This window comes from Novosphingobium resinovorum (assembly GCF_027922145.1).
In the GTDB taxonomy this organism is placed as follows: domain Bacteria; phylum Pseudomonadota; class Alphaproteobacteria; order Sphingomonadales; family Sphingomonadaceae; genus Novosphingobium; species Novosphingobium resinovorum.
Genome location: NZ_BSFC01000030.1, coordinates 264,366 through 286,472 on the forward strand (window position 1 = coordinate 264,366; position 22,107 = coordinate 286,472).

Sequence of the window (22,107 nt, forward strand, 5' to 3'; positions counted from 1 at the left end):
GGGCTGGATCTCGGGCTGGCAGAACGGCTTCATGACGAACGCAGACAGACATATCGATCGCACCGCAAGCGACCCGCGCTGGGCGCAGGTCGTCGCCCGTGACAAGAGCGCCGATGGCAAGTTGTGGTATTCGGTGGCGACCACCGGGATCTACTGTCGGCCCTCGTGTCCCTCGCGGACGGCCAACCCCCGGAACGTGACGTTGCACGATACGCTGGAGAGCGCGCGGGCGACGGGATGCCGGCCGTGCCGGCGCTGTAATCCGGAAGGTGCATCCCGGGAGGCCGGCAACGCCGCTCTGGTGGAACAGGCATGCCGGTTGATCGAGGCATCGGACGAGCCGATTTCGCTCGATGACCTGGCGGCCGCGGTGGAACTGAGCCCCGCCTATTTCCACCGGCTGTTCAAGGCACAGACCGGCCTTACCCCGAAGGCCTATGCCGGTGCGCACCGTGCCCGCAAAGTGCGCGAGACTCTCGCGGCCGGCAGCCGGGTGACCGATGCGATCTATGAGGCGGGCTTCAACTCCAGCGGTCGCTTCTACGAGCAATCCTCGGCGATGCTGGGCATGACGCCGGGACGCTATCGGAGCGGCGGTGCCGACGAAGTGCTGCACTTCGCGGTTGCGCAGTGTTCGCTGGGCGCGATCCTCGTGGCTTCCAGCGACAGGGGGGTGGCATCGATCCTGCTCGGTGACGATCCCGACGAACTGGTCCGTGACCTGCAGGACCGCTTTGCGAAGGCGGAACTGATCGGCGCCGATGCGAACTACGAGCAGACGGTCGCAAAAGTCGTCGGTTTCGCCGAGGCGCCGAACATGGGGCTCGATCTTGCGCTGGATGTGCGCGGTACGGCCTTTCAGCAGCGCGTCTGGCAGGTTCTTCGCGGGATTCCGGCGGGCGAGACCGTTACTTACGCGGAAGTGGCACGGCGCATCGGTTCGCCCCGTGCCACGCGCGCGGTCGCCGGCGCCTGCGCGGCCAACCCCATCGCCATCGCCATTCCCTGCCACCGGGTGATCCGCAACGACGGCGCGCTTTCGGGCTACCGCTGGGGCGTGGAGCGCAAGCGCAGGCTCATCGAGATCGAGGGTGCGGCATGAGCACCGACATGGACGCCCGCGTCTCGGCCTATGACTGGCGGGCGATCGCGGACTGTCTCGACCGGGAAGGTTGGGCGATGCTGCCGGGCCTGCTCGACGGCGCCGAATGTGATGCCATGGCCGGGCTCTATGGACCGACCGATGCTTTTCGCAATCACATCCACATGGCGCGGCACGGCTTTGGCAGAGGTGAGTATCGCTACTTCGCCTACCCGTTGCCGCCGCTGGTAGCGGCGGCGCGCACCGGGCTCTATCGGCATCTCGCGCCGGTCGCCGACAGGTGGCACGAGCGGATGGGAATTGCGGCCCGCTTTCCCACCGACCACGCCGGTTTTCGTGCGCGCTGCCATGAAGCGGGCCAGACGCGACCGACGCCGTTGCTGCTGCAATACGGTGAAGGCGATTACAACTGCCTGCATCAGGATCTCTATGGCGATCACGTGTTCCCGCTGCAGGTGGCTGTGCTGCTGTCCGAACCCGACCGGGATTTTACCGGAGGCGAGTTCGTGCTCACCGAGCAGCGCCCGCGCATGCAGTCGCGCGCGGCGGTCGTTCCGCTCCGCAAGGGCGATGGGGTCATCTTCGCGGTGAACGTACGTCCACATCGTGGCACGCGGGGCGATTATCGGGTCGCCCTGCGCCACGGGGTCAGCACGCTGCGATCCGGAAGACGGCATGCGCTGGGGATCATCTTCCACGACGCGGCCTGACGGCTAAGAGCCCGTATCTCGGCGGCGCTCAGTTCCCCATCACGGGCAGCGCCAAGGCCGCGTCGAGCGCCGGAACACCGTGAGTAGTGGCCCACATCGCCGCCTGTGTCCGGTTCGCGACGTTCAGCTTGCGCAGGATCGCTTTCACGTGAACCTTCACCGTGGCCTCGGTCACGAGGAGCTTGCGGGCGATCCTCTTGTTCGAGTAGCCCGCCATCAGGCAGCACAGCACGTCGTTCTCGCGCTGGGAAAGCTTCGAGCCGCCGCCGTAGCCGGAATTGTGCGCGCCTCCGGGATCGTCACGCGGTTCGGGCGCGGCGGCCCGGAAATCCTCACGCCGCAGCATGTCCGCGACATCGGGCGGGATGACTTTGTGGCCCAGCGCGGCGAGGCGCAGCAGGGCGATCAGAGTGTCGCACGGCATGTCCTTCACGGCATAGCCTTGCGCGCCATGATCGAAGCAGTTCAGCATCGATGACAGGTCGAACTTTTCCGCCAGGATCAGCGCGCTGACCATGTCGCGGCTTGCCAGTTGCTGGAGGGAGTCGAGTTGCTCCGACAGGCTGGGAACGTCCACCAGAACCAGATGATCGCTTCGGTCAGGCAATTCAGGCAAGTCCTCCACGCTGGCGGAAGTCGAGATGACCTCGATCCCACCGTCCAGGATTATGCGCCGAAGCCCCTCGCGCGAAATGGAGCTGGGGTTGATGATCGAGACTGAAATACCCAATGGTCACCCTTCCGAGTCCCAACTCGGGCATTGAATTGCTCAATGTCCGGAGTGTTGTTCAAGTGCGGCCTTTCGAGGTCAGTCCTGTTGTTCGAGTATACAAGACGACATCCGGCGTCCGAATGCACGGGCGCGGCTTTCTCCCAATTATGATCTTTCCGTATTCGGCGGGCCTCCGGGATTTGTGATCGCCGTACTGGCAGATGACGATCCCTTTAACTCGCTACGTAGATAACCATATTTGGTCTTGGTCGGGTGCTACATTGGGATTTTTCAGTGTTTTGAGAGAATCACGCCAGAAATGCCGATTTTTGCGATGAACGGTTCATCGCGGGACGGTCAGAGCATCGACTCGTTAACGGTGATGGTGTCGCCCGGCATGATGATCAGGGCGGGGTCTCCAACCACGACCTTGCGCCCGCCACCCCAGCTCTTGCGCAGCACGACGACCGTGCCCTTGTTGGCGCGGGGCGTGAAACCGCCCGCCTTGGCGATCGCCTGAAGCAGCGACATCTGGCCGGCATACGTGTACTCGCCGGGCTTGCCGACTTCGCCCAGGATGTAGAACGGTCGATACGACATGACGTCCACCGCGACATGCGGGTTCAGCACGTAGCCGCCCTGGGTCAGCTTGGCGGTGATGGCGCCGGCCATCTGGTCCGGCGTGCTGCCGGCGGCCGATACGTCGGCGATGAGCGGCATCGTCACCGCGCCTGCCGTGCCGATCTCGTACTCGCCGGTCAGTGTCGGTTCGTCGAACACGGTTACACGCACTTTGTCGCCCGCGTCCAGGCGCATGCCCTGGGTAGCGCGCGCGTTCGCCTCGGACACATCGACGAGCGGATAGTTCTGAGTCGCGCATCCGGCGGTCAGCGCCGTGGCCAAGAGAAAAGCCGGAATGCCGGTGCAGCGGCGTGCGCGAGGCCTGAAAAGTCCCTGGATCATTTCGCCCTCCTTACGAGATCCCCGGTCCAAAGTCGGGGTACGATGCAATCCTATCCAAGTACCGTCGCGGTTCCATACCTCTTCGGTTGTGAAGAAAAATCAGCAAGTTCCGGGGCGATAGTCCGAAAGGGGTAGGTGGGTTTACGTCTTATGACCGTTTGCCTGCGGGCCATCGATACCGTCACTCTGACCCTCGCTGATCAGTTCTCTTTGTACGCAAACGGAAAGAGGTCTGGTCCTTCGGTAATCGCGACGCAGAGAGGTATCTCCATGGATGGGAATTCCGCCGGGACGCAGGCTCGGAGGCACGAATCCTTCTCGGATGCGATGCTGTCCGAGGGTTCAGAGCAGGCGGATCCGGTGCCGCTGGCTCCGATCGTGGCAGGCGCCCACTCGCGCTGGGATTGCTGGGATCTGCTGGCGCAGCCCGATCACGTGCTGGCGCGGCCGTTCGACATCATCATCGCCACTGCCGCGATCATCGCGTTCCTGCCGCTGTTCATCATCGTCGCCATCGCGATCTGGGTCGACCAGCCGGGGCCGGTGATCTTTGCCCAGCGCCGGGTAGGCCGCAACGGTCGCGGATTTCCGTGTTTCAAGTTCCGTTCTATGCAGATCGACGCCGAGAGCAGTCTCGAAGGCATCCTCAGCGAGAACCCGCATCTGCTCGCGCAGTGGGAGCGCGATCGCAAGCTGCCCAACGACCCGCGCGTCACCCGCGTCGGCCGGATCATCCGCGTCACCAGCCTCGACGAACTGCCGCAGCTGTTCAACGTCCTGCGCGGGGAGATGAGCATCGTCGGACCCCGCCCGATCGTGGTGGACGAGATGCCGCGTTACGGGCGCTACATCCATCACTACCTTGCCGTGCGGCCGGGTCTGACCGGGTTGTGGCAGGTCTCCGGGCGCAGCAGCGTGACCTATCGCCGCCGTATCGCCGCCGACATTCGCTATACCCGGGCGCGCACGCTTGCCTACGATGCGCGGATACTGGCGGCCACCATTCCCGCCGTCGCTTCCGGGCGAGGGTCCTGCTGATGCGGTTGGCATTTGCGCCAACCGGTCTGGGGCGAAAACGCTTCCAGCGCGCCGCGGCGCTCTGGCTCACCGGATCGTTCGTGCCCGCGTTCCTGTCGGGCACCGCACGGGCGCAGGACTATCCGGTCGAAGTGCCCGAATCGGTGGTCGAGCAGACCGATGCCGAGGGCATCCGCATCGGCACGATGAAGGTGCTGCCCCGGGTCAACTTCGACCTGCGCTACGACACCAACATCTATAACCAGCGCAGCAAGATAGACGACGGTGTCGCCGTGGTACGCCCCAGCGTCAGTCTGCAGAGCGACTTTTCCCGCCACGCGCTGCGTTTCGATGCCGCCGCCGAGGGCCGCCGCTACCTCGACACCAGCGCCGAGAACAGCAACCAGTGGTCGCTTTCGGCGGACGGGCGACTGGACTTCGCGGACCGCTTCGTGCTCGACGGCGACTTCGGCGTCGCGCGCAGGATCGAGCGGCGCGGCACGTTCGGCGACCAGTTCTTCACCGACCGCCCGGTATCCTACAACGAATACGGCGGCGGCCTGCGCCTGTCGAGCGGCGGCGGCATCATCGAGTGGCAGATCGGCGTCAGTTCACGCAAGCTGGACTATAACGATGCGCGCCAGAACGGGCTCCCAGTCGACCAGTCCTTCCGCGACGTCAGGCGCGATGCCGTGACCTTCCGGGGCGATTATCGCCGCTCCGACACCTTCGGTCTGTTCGTCAGGGCGACCGGTAACCGGCTGGCCTACGACATCGGCACCGGCCGCAATTCCAAGGGCTTCTCCGTGGTCGGCGGCGTCAGCTACCGGATAACGGACCTGGTGACGGCGGAAGCGGCGCTGGGCTACGTCAAGCAGGACACCCGCGATCCGGCCCGCCCGGACATCGGCGCGATGGACTACCACGTCAGCGTCAAGTGGACTCCCACCGCGCGCACCCGCTTCGAACTGAAGGGCGAGCGCACGGTGGAGCGCAGCCCGCTGATGCTGGGCTCCGCCGTCCTGCAGTCCACGCTGGTCGGCAATGCCTCGATCGCGCTGGGCAGCCGGACGCTGGTGGGGATCGAGGCCGGGTTCCTGCGCAACGAATACGAAGGCTTCGACCGCCGCGAATCGCGCGTCTTCGGCGAAGCTACCGTGACCCGCACGATCTCCACCCGCATCGCCGCCTTCGTCGGCGTGAGTGCGCGGCGGCAGCGCGGGTCAGGCATCGTTCCAAGGGAATACGACGGGGCAGCCGTTCGAGTGGGAGCCCGGATCGCGATCTGAGGCGCCACCATCTCCAGCGGCCGGAAGGGCAGGAGCAGACAATGAACAGTGCACACCAGATTATCAGTGCCGGGTCCGATCCGCGCGATCTTGCGCTGGCGCCCGGGCAATCGCTCATGCTGCCGTCGGCGCGCGTCGACCTTGGCGGGTCGATGGCGTTCTTCCGGCGCCGATCGGGGCTGATCGCGCTGGTCACCGGAGCGGCGCTGGCGATCGGCGCGGCGGTGACCTTCTCGATGCCGATCACGTACACGGCCGAGGCGGTCGTCAGCCTGCTGGCGCCGACCGACACGCCTGAGGCCGCGGCAAGCGCCGGGCGACAGGCCGGGCCTTCGCCGAACAGCTCTTACGTCGATACGCAAGTGGAGACGCTGAAATCGCGCGACCTTGCGCAGCGTGTCGCTTCCGCACTCGGCGTCCTCGACGGCAAGAGCGCGGCCCAGCAGGCCGAGATCGTCACCACCTACCAGAACAACGTCTCGGCCGTGCGCAGCGGCGAGAGCTACGCGCTCAAGGTCGCGTTCAAGGCGCCGAACGGGCAGGACGCGGCGAAAGTCGCCAACATGTACGCGCAGCAGTTCACCCAGATCGAGGTCAAGGCCGCGCACGAGAGCAACACCGAAACCGCCAAGCTGGTCGCGCCCCGGCTCGAGCAACTGCGCCAGCAGGCCCACGCGGATACCGAGCGGCTGCAGCGCTACCGCATCGCCAACGGCCTCTTGAGCACTTCGGGGGCCTCGCTGACCGAGCAGGAGATTTCCAGCTACAACCAGGAAGTCACCAAGGCCCGCGCCGAGGCGGCCGAGAGCCAGGCGCGGCTCGCGACCGCGCAGGCGCAGCTGCGCTCTGGATCGGCGGGCGACGACGTGGGCGAGGCGCTCGGCTCGGGCGTGATCGGCTCGCTGCGTGCGCGGGAATCGCAGATCGGCGGCGAGGTCGCCAACATGCAGGCGCGCTACGGCCCCAATCATCCCCAGCTCGTGCGCAGCCGGAGCGAACTCGCCGAAGTGCGCAGCGACATCAGGAACGAGATTACCCGCATCATGTCCAACCTGCAGGCGCAGCGCGATGTGGCGGACCAGCGCCTCGCCTCGCTCAGCTCCAGCCTCGGTGCGGCGCGCGGGAACCTTGCGCGCAACAACGCGGCGATGGTCGGCCTCGATGAACTGGAGCGCACCGCGCAGTCCTCGCAGGCGATGTACGAGACGTACCTCAACAGCTACCGCCAGCTGATCGCGCAGGACGGCACCCAGCGGCCGAACGCCCGCGTGCTGTCGCTGGCCGAGGTGCCGCTGCTGCCAAGCTCGCCCAACATTCCCATGAACATGCTGCTGGCGCTGGTGATCGGCCTCGGCGCCGGGCTTGCCGCCGCTTACGTCGCCGAGGCGCTGTTCCGCGGCGTGACGACGTCGGACGAAGTCGAGCAGGGGCTGGGCAGCCGCTACCTCGGCGCGATCCCGCTGCTCGCCTCGGTCAGCCGCAAGTCGCGGCGCGAGGTGCCAGCGATCACGCAGGAACCGCGCTCCGCCTTCGCCGAATCGTTCCGCTCGCTGCGCACCTCGATCGAGCAGGCGGTCTATGGCCCGGCGCAGATCATAGCGGTGACCTCGGCGCTGCCCAAGGAGGGCAAGACGACGGTGGCCTCCTGCCTCGCGCAGACGCTGGCGGTGAGCGGACGCGGCGCGATCCTCGTCGACTGCGATTTGCGCGGGCGCGGTGTCAGCAAGCTGCTGCGCCTCTCGCCCGAGCACCCGGGCCTGATCGAAGTGCTCGAAGGCAAGGTTTCGCTCGCCGATGCGCTGGTGACCGGGGAATCGGGGCTTTGTGTCCTGCCGGTAAAGCCTTCCGACCTTGCCCATGACACGCTGCTGACGGGCGAGACTTTCACCCGGTTGCTGCAGGAATTGCGCGCCTGCTTCGATTATGTCGTGCTCGACCTGCCGCCGGTGCTGCCGATCGCGGCGGGCCGCACCCTGGCCGGAATGGCCGACGCGACGGTGCTTGTGGTGCGCTGGCGCAAGACGATGAAGGGGGCGGCGCGCTCGGCCCTGGGCATGCTGCCGCGTGAGAGCGTCAACGTCGTGGGCGTGACGATCAACCGGATGGACATGCGCCGCAAGCGCCTCTTCGGCTACTCCGACCCGGCCTACTTCTACCGTGAATACAAGGCCTATTACGCATGACACTGAACCTGGCCGAACCCCCGGTGGCGGGACGGCACACCCGGTTCAGCGAACCGCGCGTCGCCATCGTCCATTACTGGCTGGTGTCGATGCGCGGCGGGGAGCGGGTGCTGGAGCGGCTGCTCGGCCTGTTCCCGGGCGCGGACGTCTTCACCCACGTCTACGATGAAAGCCGGATGTCGGAGAGCATCCGCAAGGCCAATGTGACGACGACCTGGATCAACGGCTTGCCGTTCTCGCGCCGGTTGTACCAGTATTACCTGCCGCTGATGCCGATGGCATTGGAGCATCTCGACCTGACCGGCTACGACCTCGTCATCAGCAGCGAGAGCGGGCCGGCCAAGGGGGTGATCACCAGCCCCCATGCGCAGCACTTGTGCTACTGCCACTCGCCGATGCGGTATTTGTGGGATCACTACCACCTCTACCGCAAGGACGCCAATCCGATCGCCCGCGCGGCGATGCCGCTGATCTACCACCGGATGCGGCAATGGGACATGTCGTCCAGCGCAAGGGTGGACACGATCGTCGCCAACAGCAGCTTCATCCGCGAGCGCGTGCGCAAGTTCTGGCGGCGCGAGTCCGAGGTCATCCACCCGCCGGTCGATACGCGCATCTTCACCCCCAGCCTCGACGTCGATGATCACTACCTGTGGGTCGGCCAGATGGTGCCCTACAAGCGCCCCGACCTTGCGGTGGAGGCGTTCAACCGCACCGGACTGCCGCTGCTCATGGTGGGTGACGGCGGGATGCTCGCCAGGCTCAAGCGCGTCGCCGGGCCGAACATCCGCTTCGTCTCGCGGCTGGGTTTCAACGAGTTGCGGCAGGCTTATGCGCGGGCGCGGGGCCTGGTGTTCACGGCGGAGGAGGACTTCGGCATCGTCCCGGTGGAGGCCATGGCCTCGGGCCGCCCGGTGCTGGCCTACGGGCGCGGCGGCGTGCTCGACAGCGTGGTGCCGGGCGAAACCGGCCTGTTTTTCGAACGACAGACGGCGGACTCGCTGGTCGACGGGATCGAGCGGTTCGAGCGCTGGCTCCCCGAATTCGACCCAAGCGTCGCGGTCGCGCAGTCCAACCGCTTCGCGCCCGAGCATTTCGATCGCAAGATCCTTACGGCGGTGGGGCAACTGTCATGAGCTTCACTTTCGTCGGTCTGGTGCAACTTGTGATCGGCTTCGTGCTGCTGTTCCGCTCGATGCCCGCGATGCTGCTGTTCCTGATGGCTTCGGGCCTGTTCGGCGGGGCGGCGGCGGTGACGGTGCCGGCGCTGGGCAACAGCTCGATCCCGCCGATCCAGTTCGCGCTTGTCTTCGTTTACTTGCGCGTGCTGATGCCGAGCGGCGGCTATTTCGAACTCTGGCGCGACGGGGTGAAGGACAACTTCCCGCTCGTGCTCTTCACGCTCTACGGCATGGTCGCCGCGCTGGTCGCACCGCGCATCTTCGCCGGGCAGATCGACGTCGCGCCGATGCGCTTCGACGATGCGCGTAGCCTGTTCGATACGGTGCCGTTGAAGCCGACTTCGCAGAACATCACAGCCTGTGTGTACCTCTTGGGTGCCCTTATGGTCACGTTGAGTGCCTATGTGGCGGTGCGTACGGCGGGCGGAATCGAGGCTCTGGTCAAGGGCGGCGTCGTCATCGGCTGGGTCCACGCGCTGACCGGCCTGATCGCCTCGCAGACCAAGGGCACCTGGGTGCAGGACGTATTCGCGCTGTTCCGCAACGGCACTTACGCGCAGCTTGATCAGTCTTATCAAGGGTTTAACCGGGTAGACGGGCTTTTCCCAGAAGCCTCCGGCTGGGCCGCCTTCGCGCTCGGCTGGTTCGTGTTCAACGCCGAGTGCTGGTATCGCTCGGTCTGGGCACGCCACACCGGCACGGCCGCGCTCCTGCTGGGCGGAGTCCTGTTCCTCAGCACCTCCAGCACCGCCTACGTCGGCCTCGCCTGCTACGCCGCGTTTTTCGCCGCGCGCGCTGCGCTGTTCCCTGCGGCAGCGCAGCCGCAGCGGCTTCGTCAGGCGGGCTTCGCGCTCGTCGCGCTGGCGTTCATGGTGGCGGTGGCAATCGCGGTAGTGCCTGGAATGGCAGCGAAAATCGGCCAGATGGTCGTGCATATGACGGTGGACAAGGGCACCAGCGTGTCCGGCCAGCAGCGCCTGTTCTGGGCGATGCAGGGGGTGACCGCCTTCATCGCCTCGGGCGGGCTCGGCATCGGGCCGGGCAGCTTCCGCTCGTCCAGCCTGTTCATGGCGATCCTTGGCACGATGGGCGTCATCGGCATCGGCACTTTCGCGTGGTATCTCATCAGCGTGGTACGACCGATCGGCGCCACCGTGGCCGCAAGCGGGCACGAGGCGATGATCGCGGTGATGCGCGCCTGCGCGGTCACGGCGCCAATCATCCTGATCCCGGCGGCGGTGTCCTCCCCCAACAGCCACCCGGGCACCAGCTTCGCGATCTTCGCAGGCGCCGCGCTCGGCCTCAGGCGGATGATCCCGCACGTGGTGAGGATGCCCGACCTGGCGATGCTGGTCAGCCGCCGCCTGTCCGGCTCTCCGCCGCAAGCCGTTGTAACTGCCGGGTCTTCCAGAGGGAGCGCCTGATGCATTTCCGATCGATCAACGACCTCTACCGCGATGTCTGGCGTGGCCTTTCCCGGCTGCCGCAGGACATCGACCTGGTGGTTGGCGTGCCCCGCAGCGGGATGCTGCCCGCCTCGATGGTCGCTCTCGCGCGCAACCTGCCGCTGGCGGACATCGATGGTTTTGCGCAAGGGCGGCTGCTCTCCTCCGGACACACCCGGCGCGAGGAAGGGGCCGCTTCCCGGTTCGCCCATGTCCTCGTTATCGATGACAGCTGCCGCACCGGCGCCTCCATGCAGGAGGCGCGTGCGAAGCTGGCGCACCTCGACTGCCGCATCACCTTCGCGGCGGTCTACGGCGTGCCGGGCAAGTCCGGCGGCGCCGACTTCGTGTTCGAGACTGTCCCGGAACCACGCGTTTTCGAGTGGAACGTACTCCATCATCCGATCGTCTCGCGCTCCTGCTTCGACATTGACGGCGTGCTCTGCGTCGACCCGACCGAGCGCGAGAACGACGACGGCGCCCGCTACCTGAACTTCCTTGCCAGCGCCGTGCCGCTCCACCGCCCGCGCCGAGAGATCGCGATGCTGGTGACCAGCCGGCTGGAGAAGTACCGTGCGCCGACCGAGGACTGGCTGGACCGTCACGGCGTCCGTTACGGCCAGCTCCGGATGCTCGACCTCCCCGACGCCGCCGCGCGGCGGCGCCTGCGGGCACACGGCAGTTTCAAGGCGGAGGTTTACCGCGAAGCCGCCTGCGACCTGTTCGTGGAGAGCGAACTGCCGCAGGCCCGCGACATTGCGCGGCTGTCCGGCAAACCCGTGCTCAGCCTTCAGGACCCGCAGATGCTGATGCCGGGGATGATGAACCCGCAGGCGATCCGCCATACGCTGGCTCCGCACCGGTTCCGCGCGCGTGTCGGCCGGATGGTCTCGCGCGTGCTGCGAGCAGGGTAGCGGTGAAGCACCAGCCGGTGATCGATGCAGGGAGCGACGGGGCTGCGACGCCCCGCCATTCGCATCGGCGGCAGGTCTTCGTACCGGGTGATCTGCACAATCTCGGCGACCTCAAGCTGGTGCTGCAGAACCTTGCGGTCTCGCGAGGGGAGGGCGGAGCGGTGCGGTACTGGGCGCGGCTCCCCGCAGCGATCGTCAGGCAGGTCGAGGAGGCAGGCGGCGAACTCACGCCGGGCAAGCGCCTGCTTGACTTCGCGGGCCGGGCCTTCGGGACCGATCTCGTGATTGGCGGCGGCCAGATCGTGCGGGACAACGTGTCGATCGCGTCGATGTTCGGCCTTGCACTGGCCGCCGTAAGCGCACGCGCGGGCGGCGGGCGCGTGGTCACGCGGGGGCTTGGGGTGAGTGTGATCCGTTCACGCTCCCGGCGTTTTCTCTGGCGCATGGTGCTGCGACGCTGTGCCGTGGTGAACGTGCGCGATGCGGCTTCCGCGCGTAATCTGGCCGATCTGCTGCCGGGCAAGGCGGTGGCGGTCCTCGCCGACATGGTGTTCCTGCCGATCGGCGCCTATGTCGAAGCCGAACGCGGGCCGGTCGCGCGTTGGATCGTGGTGGCGCCTTGCGACGACGGCAGCGAGCGCCGCTCGCTTGACGGCGCCGCGCTCGATGCGGTGCTCGATGCAGCGCAGGCGGCATTGCCCGACGCGCGGGTCGCCATTGCCTGCCACGACCCGCGCGAATCGATGGACAAGGTGTCCGCTGCCCGTCTCGCAGGCCGCTGGCAGGGGCGTGAGCCCCATGTCTTCGACAGTTTCGAACTGGAAACCCTGACGCAGCTCTATCGCGACGCCGCCCTGGTGGTGACGAACCGGCTGCATTCGCTGATCTTCGCGATCCTCGCCGATGCGCCCGCGCTGGCGATCGAGGACGGCACGGCCAAGGTCCGTGTCGTGGCCGACGACTTCGCGATCCCCCTGATCGGCCGTGAGGAGGCGGGCAAGGCCGGAGCCAAAGTCGCGGCGGCGCTGGCGTTCGATGTCGCGGCCCGGGCGCAAGTCCGGCAGGAACTCGGGCGCAGGGCGGCGCTCAACCTCGATTGATACCCGAAAGGGCTAATCCCGCTGCGCCGCCGCTCGCCCGCCGTGGCACTTTCCGTCCAGGCGGGGAGACGGCATCACGGCACCGTGCAGTATCCCGCTGCCTCGACATCGGCGCGGCCGTCAGGCCCTGCACGATTCCCGGTGGTCCGGGTGATGCGCGCGATGACGGCGATCGTCGCAGCTGTCGGCCTGTGCTCCTATGCACTGCCTGCCGCCGTGCGCGCGCCGGTCTCCGTGGCGGCCCGATCCGGGCCGATGATGCTCCGCAATCCGGTCGTGAAGCCACCATTCGGTTCCGCCGCACCGGCGGCCGATACCGCCGGCTCACCCGAAAAGGCGCACTTGCTCAACGATGCGCGGCGTTTCGATGCGCCTCCGGGCCTCGCGAAGCCCTTCGCCTTCGCGGGCGGGAACGAGGACCACGTGCGAGCAGTCACGTGCCTTGCTGCGGCGGGCTGGTACGAGGCGGGCGACGATGCTGCGGGGGAGCGTGCGGTGATGCAGGTGGTGCTCAACCGCGTGCGCCACGGGGTCTACCCGGCGAGCGTTTGCGGCGTGGTGTTCCAGGGTTCCGAACTATCGACCGGCTGCCAGTTCACTTTCACCTGCGACGGCGCGATGACGCGGCGGCCAGCGCCCGAAGCCTGGCGGCGTGCGCGGGTTCTCGCAGCGGCGGCGCTGTCCGGAGCGGTGGACCCGGCGGTGGGCGATGCCACGCATTACCATGCGGACTACGTCTATCCCTACTGGGCGCCGAGCCTCACGAAAGTCGCGCAGGTCGGCGCGCATGTGTTCTACCGGTTCGCCGGTGGACATCTGATCCGCCCGAATGCGCCGGAGCCCGTGATCGAGCGGCTCGGGACACTCATGAGATCGGAGCAGGCAGAAGTCGAAACCACCGCAGCGTCCTTGCCTGCCGTCACGGAGCCCGCATTCGCCGCCGCACATCCGTCCGTCATGGCAGGGAACCCCGGCGGTGTTCAGGGTGACGCGATACTTCTCTCCATCGATCCGGCGATGCCTCCGGGACGGTGGGCGATGGATGCGCTTTCTCGCTGTGCGGGCAAGGCCAGTTGCCGTGTCGTCGCCTGGTCCTCTCCCGCAATGCTGGAGGCCAACCGCCTGCGGTCGCCGTCCCAGCGCGACCTTCCGGTCTTCGTCTTCATCCGCGACCCGGCGAGCCACCGCGACCTGGCGCTGTGGGATTGCTCCGCCGTGACCCGTCCGGATATGCGGCAATGCCTGCCGCCCGACCGCGTCGCCGTCCAGAGACTGCTCCATACTCCGCTTTAAGGTTAAGAAACCGTCAGATTTCCTGCTCCCGTGCGGACCGGCGCAAGCCCGGGGCCGCGCGTCCCGTTGCGCCTTCCGGAGGGTATGATCGCCCGATATGCGGCCGATCCGGATTCGCCCTCTGGAGCAACGACAATAATGTCCGAATACGGTTTCCCTCTCTCTCGACGTCACCTGATCGGCGCGCTTGCGACCGCTCCCCTCCTTCCTTCCATCGCACGGGGCGCTACCCCTTCCATCAGCCGGCTGATGGTGCAGGGGCGTCCGCAAGACACCCAATCGCCTTACAAGCTGGCTAACATATTGCCTGCGCTCGACAAGCTGGGCGGCGTGCGCAAGATGCGCTGCCGCGAGCCTTACAGCGGAACCGCAGGCTGGGCGACTTACGTGGGCCTCGCAAGGGCGGGCGTGCGGTTCTGCTTCACGCTTTCGGTGCGGGACATCCGCAAGAGCATCGCCGACATGAAGGCGTTCGTGGCGACCGTTCCCAATTCGATCTTCGCCATCGAGTTTCCCAACGAGCCGGATCTCAATCCGGTCACCTACAATGGCGTGACCGACAAGCGCATGGGCTTCCGCACCGGCAATGCACCGGCGCTGATGGCGTTCATCAAGGACTTCCACGCCGCCATCAAGGTGGACCCGGTGCTGCGCTCGATCCCGCTGGTCGCCAGCAACGACTTCATGCAGGCGCAGCAGGCGCCGTACACCGACTTGGCCAATTCCCACATCTACCCGACGCCGCCGTCCGACGTCGCCGGGCGCGTGGCGGGGTTCAAGCAGAAGGTGGTCGAGAGCAAGACTACCCAGGGCATCATCACCGAGTGGGGCCGCACGACCGGGGGAAGCGCCAGCAACAATACCTCGCCGCCGGTCACGATCGCCCAGCAGGCGACGTTGCTGGCGTCCGACGTCAAGACCGCGATGGCGCAGTCCTACGTCCACACGATCAGCATCTACGAGCTGTTCTGCTGGAAGGGCACGAGCGAGATCACCAATTTCGGCCTGTTCAACAACGACCTGACTCCGCGCCCGGCGGTGGCGGCGATCCGTTCCGCGGTAGGCGCGTGAGGATCAGGCCCCGGTTATCGCCGGGGCCGTCCGTCCTTTCCTGAAGCGGGCGAAGGCGGTGCGTGCGAGGCCTAGCAGTTCGGCCTCCGCGCCCGCACTTCGTCCGCTGCCGATCCATAGCAGGTGAAGCGTGCCGAGGTAGGTCAGCGCGCCCAAGGGTGCGAGCACGGCGATGCGTGCGATGGGCACGGCGCCGACCTGCAGCAGTTCGTGGTCGGCGGCGAGTACCGCAGCGGCCATGACGCCCACGGCCGCGACCGTGCGGCGATGCGCCTTCATCTGGTCGAGGACCGACAGTCCCGTCAGCTTCGTGACGAGCGCGGAGGTGATGAACAGGCCCAGTACCGAACTCAGCAGTCGTCCCCAGACCAGCCCCATCAGGCCCCAGCCCATCAGCCCGACCGTCACGCAGGGCACGCGCAGTGCCAGTCCCCAGACGTCGCGCACGAACAGCGTGCGGGTGGCCCCTTCGGCCATGGCCAGCGGGCGCGATCCGGTCACCAGCGTCTGCAGCGCGTAGCTGAAGCCGATCACCTGGATCAGCGGCACCGTTATCAGCCATTTCTGCCCGAGCGCCACGCGCACCATCGGGTCGGCGAGCAACATGAAGCCGACCGCGATCGGCAAGGCGACGATGCCGATCGCGCCTTGCGCGGTCTGATAGGCGGAGCGCAGCCGGGCGCGGTCGCCCTGCATGCGGGCGAAGCTGGGGAACAGGGTCTGGACCAGCGGCGTCGTCGCCTCGCGGCTCGGGATGGCGGAGACGTTGTCGGCCATCGAATAGGCGCCCAGCTGCGCGGTCGGCAGGAACAGGCCGATCACCAGCTGGTCGAAGCGCCAGTTCACCACGTTCATCACCTGGCCGAGGAACAGCCAGCTGGAGAAGCCCAGCAGGTCGCGCGAACGCGACAGGGTGAAGCGCGGGCGGTAAGGCACGACGAGGTAGCTCAGCACCGTGCCCAGCGCGCCGCCGATCGCCGACCCCACCACGATAGCCCAGTAGTTGCGCAGCCACAGTGCCAGCCCCACGGAGATCGCCAGCGCCGACAGCTTCTGCACGATCTGCAGCATGATCATCGGCCGGAAATTCATCGCCCGCATCCGCAGCGAAACGAGCGGATTGGTGAGCCCCGCCAGTGCGCCGGTGATGCCCGACAGCACGAAGAGCGGCGCCAGCCTGTCGTCGCCGTAGAGCCGGGCCAGCGGTTCGGACGCCAGCGCGAAGCCGCCAGCGATGAGGGCCGCGCGCAGCAACGACATGGTCCAGGCGCTGTCGATGTGCGCGGGCGTCACCTCGTCGCGCTGGATGAGGGCCGATCCGACCGAAAGCTCGGTCAGCGCGACCAGTACGCCCAGCACCGTCGTGCAGATGGCGACGAGGCCGAAGTCCTGCGGCGTGAGCAGCCGCGCCAGCACGACCAGCGCGCCTAGGTTGGCGAGGTTAGTGGCTATCCGCGTTGCCCCCAGGGCTGCGGCGCCGCGCGCTACACCGACTTTGCTCATGCGGCGCTGGCCGGGCGTGGTTGGCGCAGGTCGTCCCAGATGCCGCGTGTGGTGCGCCAGCCGACCGCCAGTGCCCGCTTGCTCGGGGCTTGAAGAAAGGAGCGCAGGATCAGCCACAGCGCCGCGCCGTTGCTGCCGAAGCGGCGCTTGATCTCGGCTTCCACCAGCTTGTGCTGCGACCGGATGCGCGCCCGTTCGCCCGCACGCTCGACGTCGGCGAGGAGGTTGGCGAAGATGGCGCGGTGGCCGGAGAGCACCTTGTTCATGTTGGTCGTGATCCGCTCGTGCGGGCCACAGTTGAACCGCACCAGCGGCAGGCGCGCAACCCCCATGGGTCCGATACGGCGCAAACGGAACCACAAGTCCCAGTCCTGGCAGCTTGGCAGCTCCGGATTGAACCCGGTTGCCTCCTGCAGCGCCGATCGCCGGATCACCGCGCCCGACGTGCTGCCGAGGCCATTGGCGCAGCGCAAGTCGAGCAGCGAGGGATTGTCGCGCGGCCGGTGGATCTTCTCCACCTTGATGCCGACGAGGCGAAATCCGCAGAACAGGCCGACCAGATCGGGCCTTTCTTCCAGCAGTGCGAACTGGCGCTCCAGCTTTTCCGGCTCCCAGGCATCGTCGGAATCGAGGAAGGCGACCCATTCCGAGCGTGCCCGCGCGATCCCGGCATTGCGCGCGACATTGGCGCCGCCGTGCTGCATCTCGACCAGTTCGATAGCCGGATCGTCCTGCGCCAGCGTGCGGACCCATTCGATCGTGCCGTCGGTAGAGCCGTCGTCGACGATGAAGATCCGCGCGACCGGCAGGGTCTGCGCCTTTATGCTGGCGATGGCTCCGGGCAGCAGGTCGCGGCGGTTGTAGGTCGGGATCACCACGTCGATGGTCGGGCCTGCGTGCTTCATCGCGGCTGTCCTCCTGAAACCTGTTTGATGACGTCCATCAGGCCCGATCCCGCCGCCTTCCAGGTGAAGCGCGCGGCGCGGCGGCGACCCTGTGCGATCTTGAAGGCGCGCAGGGCGGGATCGCTGCGCAGGCGCACGATGGCCTCGGCCCACTCGTCCGGGCGGTCGGTGCCGGCGTAGATCGCGGCGTCTCCGCAAGCCTCGGGGATCGCGCCGGCCGGGCTGGCGACGACGGGGCAGTCGCACAGCATCGCTTCGAGCGGGGGGAGTCCGAAGCCTTCGGTGCGCGAGGGAAACAGGATCGCCACCGCGCCGCCGAGAAGACTCTTGAGTTCGCCGTCATCAGGCCGTCCGGCAAAGATCGTGCCCTCGGGCGGACGGAGGCCCGATGCGGCGAGCGCCTCGCGCTGCGGGCCGACGACCACCAGCCGGGTCGGGGCGGCGGCGCCGGAGGAGAAGGCGTCGAAGACGACCGCGTTGTTCTTGTAAGCCTTGGGGCTGCCGAACAGGACGGCGTAGCTCCCCGGTATCAGGCCAAGGCGTTCGCGCAGGCCGTTGTCCTCGGCCGCGTCGAGGATGTGGTCGGCCCCGTTGGCGATGACGCGCGTGCGCCCCTGATCGGCGATGGCATGCTGGTGCAGCAGGCGGCGGGAGAATTCCGAGACGGTCAGCGTCGCCTTGCTCGATCGCCCCAGCAGCGGCGTCAACCAGCGATAGCCGATCCGCTGGCGGGCCGGATAGCCGCAGTCGGAGAACAGGAACTGCACGTCATGGATCATCGTGATCTTGTTGCGGTGGGCGATCGGCGCGAGGTTGGCGAGGTTCACCAGCACCCCGTCGCGGCTCGCCAGCGGCAGGATGACCTGTTCCCAGAACTGGTCGGTTCGCGCGTAGTCGCGCCGCTCTATGGCTTGTAGTGGCGGCACCCAGTCGGCTTTTGTCGCCGTCATCAGATAGGCGCGGGGCCGGTGTTCAAAGGGGATCAGCGCCAGCATGCGGTCACACTCGCGGATCAGCCGGTCGGCGACGCGGTGGACGCCGTTCAGCCCGCCGGAATAGAATTTGCCGTTGAAGTAGATGGGGCGCGGCATGGTCACATCGTCTCGACGCGGCGTGGATCGATGCGGCCGGTCATGAGGTCGCGAAGCGCGATGAGGTTGCCAAGCAGACGCCCCCGCCGGTCGATGTGCGGTTCGGGATAGAAGCTGCGCAGCGCGTTCGAGGCGAGGTTCTGCACCAGCAGCCGCTGGCCGAGGTTGGGCTGCATCGTACCCTTGCGCCACAAGTGGACGAGGTTCGCGACTTGCGAATAGCCCAGCCGCTTGCCCGGCGACCGGGCGCTGCGGGTGCCGAGGTGGATGCCGGTCAGCCGATCGCCCGACACCAGCCTCCCGCGCTTGCCAAGCTGGTGGGTGAAGTCGATGTCCTCCTGCCAGCCGTAGAGCGGCAGTGCCTCGTCGAACCACAGCCCGTCGATGGCCGAGGCGCGCACGGCCATGTTGCAGCCGTAGAGGGCCTGTCGCGGCCTGAGCGGAGTGAAGGCGGGCAGGGTGTGGCCGTCCAGCCTCAGCGCGGCGGCGTCGAAGGGGATTTCCTCGCCGTGGATGCCGTCGGCTAGCAGGTCCCCGGTGGCGCCGACGATGCTCTGGTCGGTGAAAGTCTCCTCTATCACCGCGAGGTAGTCGTTATGGACGACGAAGTCGTCGTCGAGGAACACCACCACGTCGGTTTCGGTGGAGAGTTCGCGCAACGCCGCGTTGCGCTGGCGGCAGAGGCCTTTGTCTCCGAACATGACGCGGGCGGGCATGCGTGCGCGTTCGACGCCCGCGACGTCGGCCGGGCCGGTGGCCGAAACGAGGATGCCGTCGGGCAGGCGCGTCTGCTCGGCGATGCGGTCCACCGTGCGCGCGAGCAGAGCAGCGCGGCCGACGGTGGCGAAGACGACGTGGATGCGCATAAGGCTAGACTCTCCCCGCCGCGCGGCGATTGCGGAATGGCAGGACGATGGCGGTCGGCGGCACCTCGGGCGCATTGCCGGCGCTGTGCCGGACCGCCGCGAGGAGCCCGGCCCGGCCGCCGTCGAGGTAGGCGGCATAACCATCGAGCAGCGCGTCGATCCAGGCTTCGGGAGGCAGGGCAAGGGCGCGGGTGTGACGATGGGCGTTCTCGCTCATTTCCCGGGCGCGCGCATCGTCTGCGAAGATCGCGGAAAGCGCGGCGGCGAAAGCGGCCACGTCGCGTGGGTCGACGGACAGGCCCGCCCCTGCGGCGACGATGTCCGGCGCGATAAGCGCATCGCGTGAGGTCACGACCGGAAGCCCGCTCCACAGCGCTTCGACTGCGGCGAGGCCGAACGGCTCGATGTGGCGGCTGGGCATGACGGCGACGCGGGCATGCCGCGCGAACTGGCCGACTTCGGAAGGCTTGCGGCGGCCGATCCAGGCCATCTCCGGGTAGTGTTGCCGCAAGTCGGAGAGCATCTCGCCGTCGCCGATGGCGGTCAGGCGCACTCCGGCCCGGCGACAGGCTTCGGCGGCGAGGTCGATGCCCTTGGTCGCCTCCATGCGGCCGACGAATAGGACACCCCGGTTTTCTTCGGCGGGTATGCGCTCAAGGGTCCAGGGGATGACGGGATTGGGCAGGACCGCCATATCGCCGTCGCTCAGCCCGGAGCGGGCGAGGTACGGGGCCATGCCGCCGTGAATCAGCAGCAGCGGCGGGGGCGTTGCTCCCAGCACGCGATTCTGGATGCCCTGACGGGCGCTGCGCCACGCCTTCGATACGATGCCCCGGCGGTCGCAGGCGGACGTGAGGCAGGCCGCGCTCATCGGCGTGGCGCCGCACGGCGCGTCGCGGCCAAAATGAAACATCGCACCGTTGGGGCAGGTGAAGAAGAAGTCGTGCGCGTGAACCAGCATGCGTTCGCGCACCGGGCGTAGCGCCGCAAAAAGCGCGGGCGAAAGAATCTGCGACCACCCGTGGACATGATATACGGTGCGCGGGGTATCGTTCCGGGCGACCCAGTCGGCGACCATCATCGCCGCCGGGCGGTTGTAGAGCCCGTGGACCATTGCCCTGGCGCGGCTGCCTTCCAGCAACCGCCCATGCCCCAGCGCCGCGACTTCGATGCCCTCGGCTTCGAGTTCGCGACTGCCGGTCGATCCGCACAGAAGGGTCACCGACTGCCCGCGCCGCGCGAACTGCACGGCTGCCTCCAGGGCAAGCTGCGAAGCGCCTCCCTTGGCGTTGGACAGGTCGTTGATGATGACGATACGGTCGATCATCCGGCCGACGTCCTTCCGGCTGCGCTCGCGAGTTGGCGCGCGAGGGCGTGGATGGCAGAAGTGGCACCTTGCAGCAGGTCGGTATGGATCTGCTCCTCGATGCCCTGTTCGATAGCGGTCACCGCAAGGTCGGCGACGTGCATCGGGCTCGCCTCGCGCGGATCGACGACGAAGGCGCCGCGGCCGGTCAGCTCGAAGAAGCTGCGCAGCTTGCAGTCCCAGGCGAAGCCGATCGTGGGCACCCGATAGGAATAGGCCACGATGCAGGCATGCAGGCGATGGGCCAGTACGCAGTCGAAACCGGAGAGGGCATGGGCCAGCTCGCGCGGTTCCGCAAAGTCGGGGGCGAAGGAGATGCCCTGCTCGCGCCCGATCCTAGCCTTAAGGCGATCCCGGAACAGGCGGTCCTCGGGGCTGCCGTTGGTGAACAGCACGACCTCTCGCCGCAGCGCCGTCAGCTGGCGCGCGACCGCGCGCATCCATGACTCCAGCTGGCCATCGTCGTGCGCCCCTTCGTGATGGAGGCGCAGCGCGATCGGCGCGGTCACGCAAAGGCCGACGCGCGGCGGACCCGACAGGCGCGGAGTACCGTAGTGCCGGGCGCTGAGCAGGCCCGGATCGGGCGCGATCCTGGCCGTACCAAGACCTTCACGGCCCATCGTCGCCTGCCAGTTCGCAGCGGAGCGCTCGTCCCGTACCGAGACGTAGAGCAGGCGCGCCGCCTGAAGCTGTTCGGCCAGACGCGCGCGCCCGCGGTCGGACCACTCGCCGGAAACCCCCACGCTGGCGATCGCCACCGGCAAGCGGCGCGCGTTGGCAAGCTTGAGGGCTTCGGCGATCTTTATCGGGAAGTTCTGGTCGACATCCTGGAACAACGCGCCGCCGCCGATAACCACGCTGTCGCACGTGGCCAGTTGCTTCGCCCAGCGCGGCGCGAAACGATGGCGCACCAGCAGCAGGAGCAGCGCGGGAACCATCACGGTGCGCAGGCGGGCAGGAAGCCTCTCGATGATCGACAGCGCCGTGGCCCGGCGCCGTCCGTGCGCGGTGCTGAAGCTTGTGCGCCCGGCAAGGTCGATGGAAGCCGGCTCGATGCGCGGACCGGCGCGTCGCAGTTCGCCTTCGAGGCACTCCGCAATGATGCCGTCGCCCAGGTTGGGGCTGTACTTGACGTTGAGGATGGCTACCCGAACAGCGGCGGGCCAGTCATTGACGGGGATATCATCGGCAGGATGGTCGATGGTTGGCTCCGGCTGAACGGACGGCTGATCGTGAGCGTCTTGTGCATTCGTCGGAGGCAGACTCTCGCACGGCGCCTCGCATGGATCGTCGAGCATCAGTCGGTCGGCGGCTTCCATGGACGATCCTGTTTCCGGTTGCGGACAGACTGTATCCCGTGCCGCGTATGACCGCGACGGCACTGCAACAAAACCAA

Annotated in this window: 19 protein-coding genes; 11 read left to right on the forward strand and 8 right to left on the reverse strand. The window is 67.3% G+C overall.

The features are described from left to right. Positions 1–31: 31 nt before the first annotated feature. Positions 32–1,102 (forward strand): bifunctional DNA-binding transcriptional regulator/O6-methylguanine-DNA methyltransferase Ada, encoded by a 1,071-nt coding sequence (gene ada / locus PKE80_RS19135; protein WP_271183869.1) that lies wholly within the window; start codon positions 32–34, stop codon positions 1,100–1,102. Then, on the forward strand, positions 1,099–1,812 hold the full coding sequence (locus PKE80_RS19140) for a 2OG-Fe(II) oxygenase (RefSeq protein ID WP_271183870.1): 714 nt from the start codon (positions 1,099–1,101) through the stop codon (positions 1,810–1,812). The genes ada and PKE80_RS19140 overlap by 4 nt, the downstream gene beginning before the upstream one ends. A 28-nt stretch (positions 1,813–1,840) precedes the next feature. Here PKE80_RS19140 and PKE80_RS19145 read toward each other — a convergent pair whose 3' ends face one another. Next, entirely contained in the window at positions 1,841–2,542 is a 702-nt protein-coding gene (locus PKE80_RS19145; protein WP_271183871.1) for a LuxR C-terminal-related transcriptional regulator, read from the reverse strand. A 339-nt stretch (positions 2,543–2,881) separates the two neighbouring features. Next, positions 2,882–3,487, reverse strand: coding sequence for a polysaccharide biosynthesis/export family protein (locus PKE80_RS19150; RefSeq protein ID WP_271183872.1), 606 nt, complete (start codon positions 3,485–3,487; stop codon positions 2,882–2,884). A 270-nt stretch (positions 3,488–3,757) separates the two neighbouring features. Between PKE80_RS19150 and PKE80_RS19155 the strand changes: the two genes are divergently transcribed. From PKE80_RS19155 to PKE80_RS19195, 9 genes are all read left to right on the forward strand, one after another. Next, the gene (locus PKE80_RS19155) at positions 3,758–4,525 is read left to right on the forward strand and encodes a sugar transferase (protein ID WP_271183873.1); all 768 of its coding nucleotides are present in this window, start codon (positions 3,758–3,760) and stop codon (positions 4,523–4,525) included. After that, entirely contained in the window at positions 4,525–5,793 is a 1,269-nt protein-coding gene (locus PKE80_RS19160; RefSeq protein WP_271183874.1) for an outer membrane beta-barrel protein, read from the forward strand. The genes PKE80_RS19155 and PKE80_RS19160 overlap by 1 nt, the downstream gene beginning before the upstream one ends. 41 nt (positions 5,794–5,834) lie before the next feature. Then, on the forward strand, positions 5,835–7,976 hold the full coding sequence (locus PKE80_RS19165) for a GumC family protein (RefSeq protein ID WP_271183875.1): 2,142 nt from the start codon (positions 5,835–5,837) through the stop codon (positions 7,974–7,976). Next, a complete protein-coding gene (locus tag PKE80_RS19170) occupies positions 7,973–9,112 on the forward strand; it encodes a glycosyltransferase (RefSeq protein ID WP_008828458.1) in 1,140 nt (379 codons plus the stop codon). Before PKE80_RS19165 ends, PKE80_RS19170 begins: the two co-directional genes overlap by 4 nt. Further along, a complete protein-coding gene (locus tag PKE80_RS19175) occupies positions 9,109–10,581 on the forward strand; it encodes a glycoside hydrolase (RefSeq protein WP_271183876.1) in 1,473 nt (490 codons plus the stop codon). Before PKE80_RS19170 ends, PKE80_RS19175 begins: the two co-directional genes overlap by 4 nt. Then, positions 10,581–11,516, forward strand: a complete 936-nt coding sequence (locus PKE80_RS19180; protein WP_271183877.1) for a phosphoribosyltransferase family protein — start codon at positions 10,581–10,583, stop codon at positions 11,514–11,516. The genes PKE80_RS19175 and PKE80_RS19180 overlap by 1 nt, the downstream gene beginning before the upstream one ends. A 2-nt stretch (positions 11,517–11,518) precedes the next feature. After that, positions 11,519–12,616 carry a polysaccharide pyruvyl transferase family protein gene (locus PKE80_RS19185; protein ID WP_271183878.1) on the forward strand — a complete coding sequence of 366 codons (1,098 nt, stop codon included), beginning with the start codon at positions 11,519–11,521 and terminating at the stop codon, positions 12,614–12,616. Positions 12,617–12,658: 42 nt separating this feature from the next. After that, positions 12,659–13,909 carry a cell wall hydrolase gene (locus PKE80_RS19190; RefSeq protein WP_271183879.1) on the forward strand — a complete coding sequence of 417 codons (1,251 nt, stop codon included), beginning with the start codon at positions 12,659–12,661 and terminating at the stop codon, positions 13,907–13,909. Between the two features lie 249 nt (positions 13,910–14,158). Then, the gene (locus tag PKE80_RS19195) at positions 14,159–14,980 is read left to right on the forward strand and encodes a calcium-binding protein (protein WP_271183880.1); all 822 of its coding nucleotides are present in this window, start codon (positions 14,159–14,161) and stop codon (positions 14,978–14,980) included. 3 nt (positions 14,981–14,983) lie between these two features. Here PKE80_RS19195 and PKE80_RS19200 read toward each other — a convergent pair whose 3' ends face one another. The 6 genes from PKE80_RS19200 to PKE80_RS19225 are packed head-to-tail and all read right to left on the reverse strand — an operon-like array spanning position 14,984 to position 22,030. After that, positions 14,984–16,483, reverse strand: a complete 1,500-nt coding sequence (locus PKE80_RS19200) for a lipopolysaccharide biosynthesis protein (protein ID WP_271183881.1) — start codon at positions 16,481–16,483, stop codon at positions 14,984–14,986. Continuing rightward, positions 16,480–17,388: a glycosyltransferase family 2 protein gene (locus PKE80_RS19205; RefSeq protein ID WP_271183882.1), complete on the reverse strand. Its 909-nt coding sequence runs from the start codon at positions 17,386–17,388 to the stop codon at positions 16,480–16,482. Before PKE80_RS19205 ends, PKE80_RS19200 begins: the two co-directional genes overlap by 4 nt. Next, positions 17,385–18,479, reverse strand: a complete 1,095-nt coding sequence (locus PKE80_RS19210) for a glycosyltransferase family 4 protein (protein ID WP_271183883.1) — start codon at positions 18,477–18,479, stop codon at positions 17,385–17,387. The genes PKE80_RS19205 and PKE80_RS19210 overlap by 4 nt, the downstream gene beginning before the upstream one ends. Before the next feature lie 2 nt (positions 18,480–18,481). After that, on the reverse strand, positions 18,482–19,345 hold the full coding sequence (locus tag PKE80_RS19215; protein WP_271183884.1) for a glycosyltransferase family 2 protein: 864 nt from the start codon (positions 19,343–19,345) through the stop codon (positions 18,482–18,484). Positions 19,346–19,349: 4 nt separating this feature from the next. Then, the gene (locus PKE80_RS19220; RefSeq protein ID WP_271183885.1) at positions 19,350–20,672 is read right to left on the reverse strand and encodes a glycosyltransferase family 4 protein; all 1,323 of its coding nucleotides are present in this window, start codon (positions 20,670–20,672) and stop codon (positions 19,350–19,352) included. After that, positions 20,669–22,030 carry a polysaccharide pyruvyl transferase family protein gene (locus PKE80_RS19225; RefSeq protein ID WP_271183886.1) on the reverse strand — a complete coding sequence of 454 codons (1,362 nt, stop codon included), beginning with the start codon at positions 22,028–22,030 and terminating at the stop codon, positions 20,669–20,671. Before PKE80_RS19225 ends, PKE80_RS19220 begins: the two co-directional genes overlap by 4 nt. Positions 22,031–22,107: the final 77 nt, after the last annotated feature.

Bases quoted from the DNA above. Each gene is read 5' to 3' on its own strand.
- PKE80_RS19150 (WP_271183872.1), bottom strand. From the start codon at position 3,487: ATGATCCAGGGACTTTTCAGGCCTCGCGCACGCCGCTGCACCGGCATT.
- PKE80_RS19160 (WP_271183874.1), top strand. From the start codon at position 4,525: ATGCGGTTGGCATTTGCGCCAACCGGTCTGGGGCGAAAACGCTTCCAG.
- PKE80_RS19170 (WP_008828458.1), top strand. From the start codon at position 7,973: ATGACACTGAACCTGGCCGAACCCCCGGTGGCGGGACGGCACACCCGG.
- PKE80_RS19200 (WP_271183881.1), bottom strand. From the start codon at position 16,483: ATGAGCAAAGTCGGTGTAGCGCGCGGCGCCGCAGCCCTGGGGGCAACG.
- PKE80_RS19140 (WP_271183870.1), top strand. From the start codon at position 1,099: ATGAGCACCGACATGGACGCCCGCGTCTCGGCCTATGACTGGCGGGCG.
- PKE80_RS19215 (WP_271183884.1), bottom strand. From the start codon at position 19,345: ATGCGCATCCACGTCGTCTTCGCCACCGTCGGCCGCGCTGCTCTGCTC.
- PKE80_RS19175 (WP_271183876.1), top strand. From the start codon at position 9,109: ATGAGCTTCACTTTCGTCGGTCTGGTGCAACTTGTGATCGGCTTCGTG.
- PKE80_RS19210 (WP_271183883.1), bottom strand. From the start codon at position 18,479: ATGCCGCGCCCCATCTACTTCAACGGCAAATTCTATTCCGGCGGGCTG.
- ada (WP_271183869.1), top strand. From the start codon at position 32: ATGACGAACGCAGACAGACATATCGATCGCACCGCAAGCGACCCGCGC.
- PKE80_RS19220 (WP_271183885.1), bottom strand. From the start codon at position 20,672: ATGATCGACCGTATCGTCATCATCAACGACCTGTCCAACGCCAAGGGA.
- PKE80_RS19180 (WP_271183877.1), top strand. From the start codon at position 10,581: ATGCATTTCCGATCGATCAACGACCTCTACCGCGATGTCTGGCGTGGC.
- PKE80_RS19205 (WP_271183882.1), bottom strand. From the start codon at position 17,388: ATGAAGCACGCAGGCCCGACCATCGACGTGGTGATCCCGACCTACAAC.
- PKE80_RS19165 (WP_271183875.1), top strand. From the start codon at position 5,835: ATGAACAGTGCACACCAGATTATCAGTGCCGGGTCCGATCCGCGCGAT.
- PKE80_RS19195 (WP_271183880.1), top strand. From the start codon at position 14,159: ATGGTGCAGGGGCGTCCGCAAGACACCCAATCGCCTTACAAGCTGGCT.
- PKE80_RS19225 (WP_271183886.1), bottom strand. From the start codon at position 22,030: ATGGAAGCCGCCGACCGACTGATGCTCGACGATCCATGCGAGGCGCCG.
- PKE80_RS19155 (WP_271183873.1), top strand. From the start codon at position 3,758: ATGGATGGGAATTCCGCCGGGACGCAGGCTCGGAGGCACGAATCCTTC.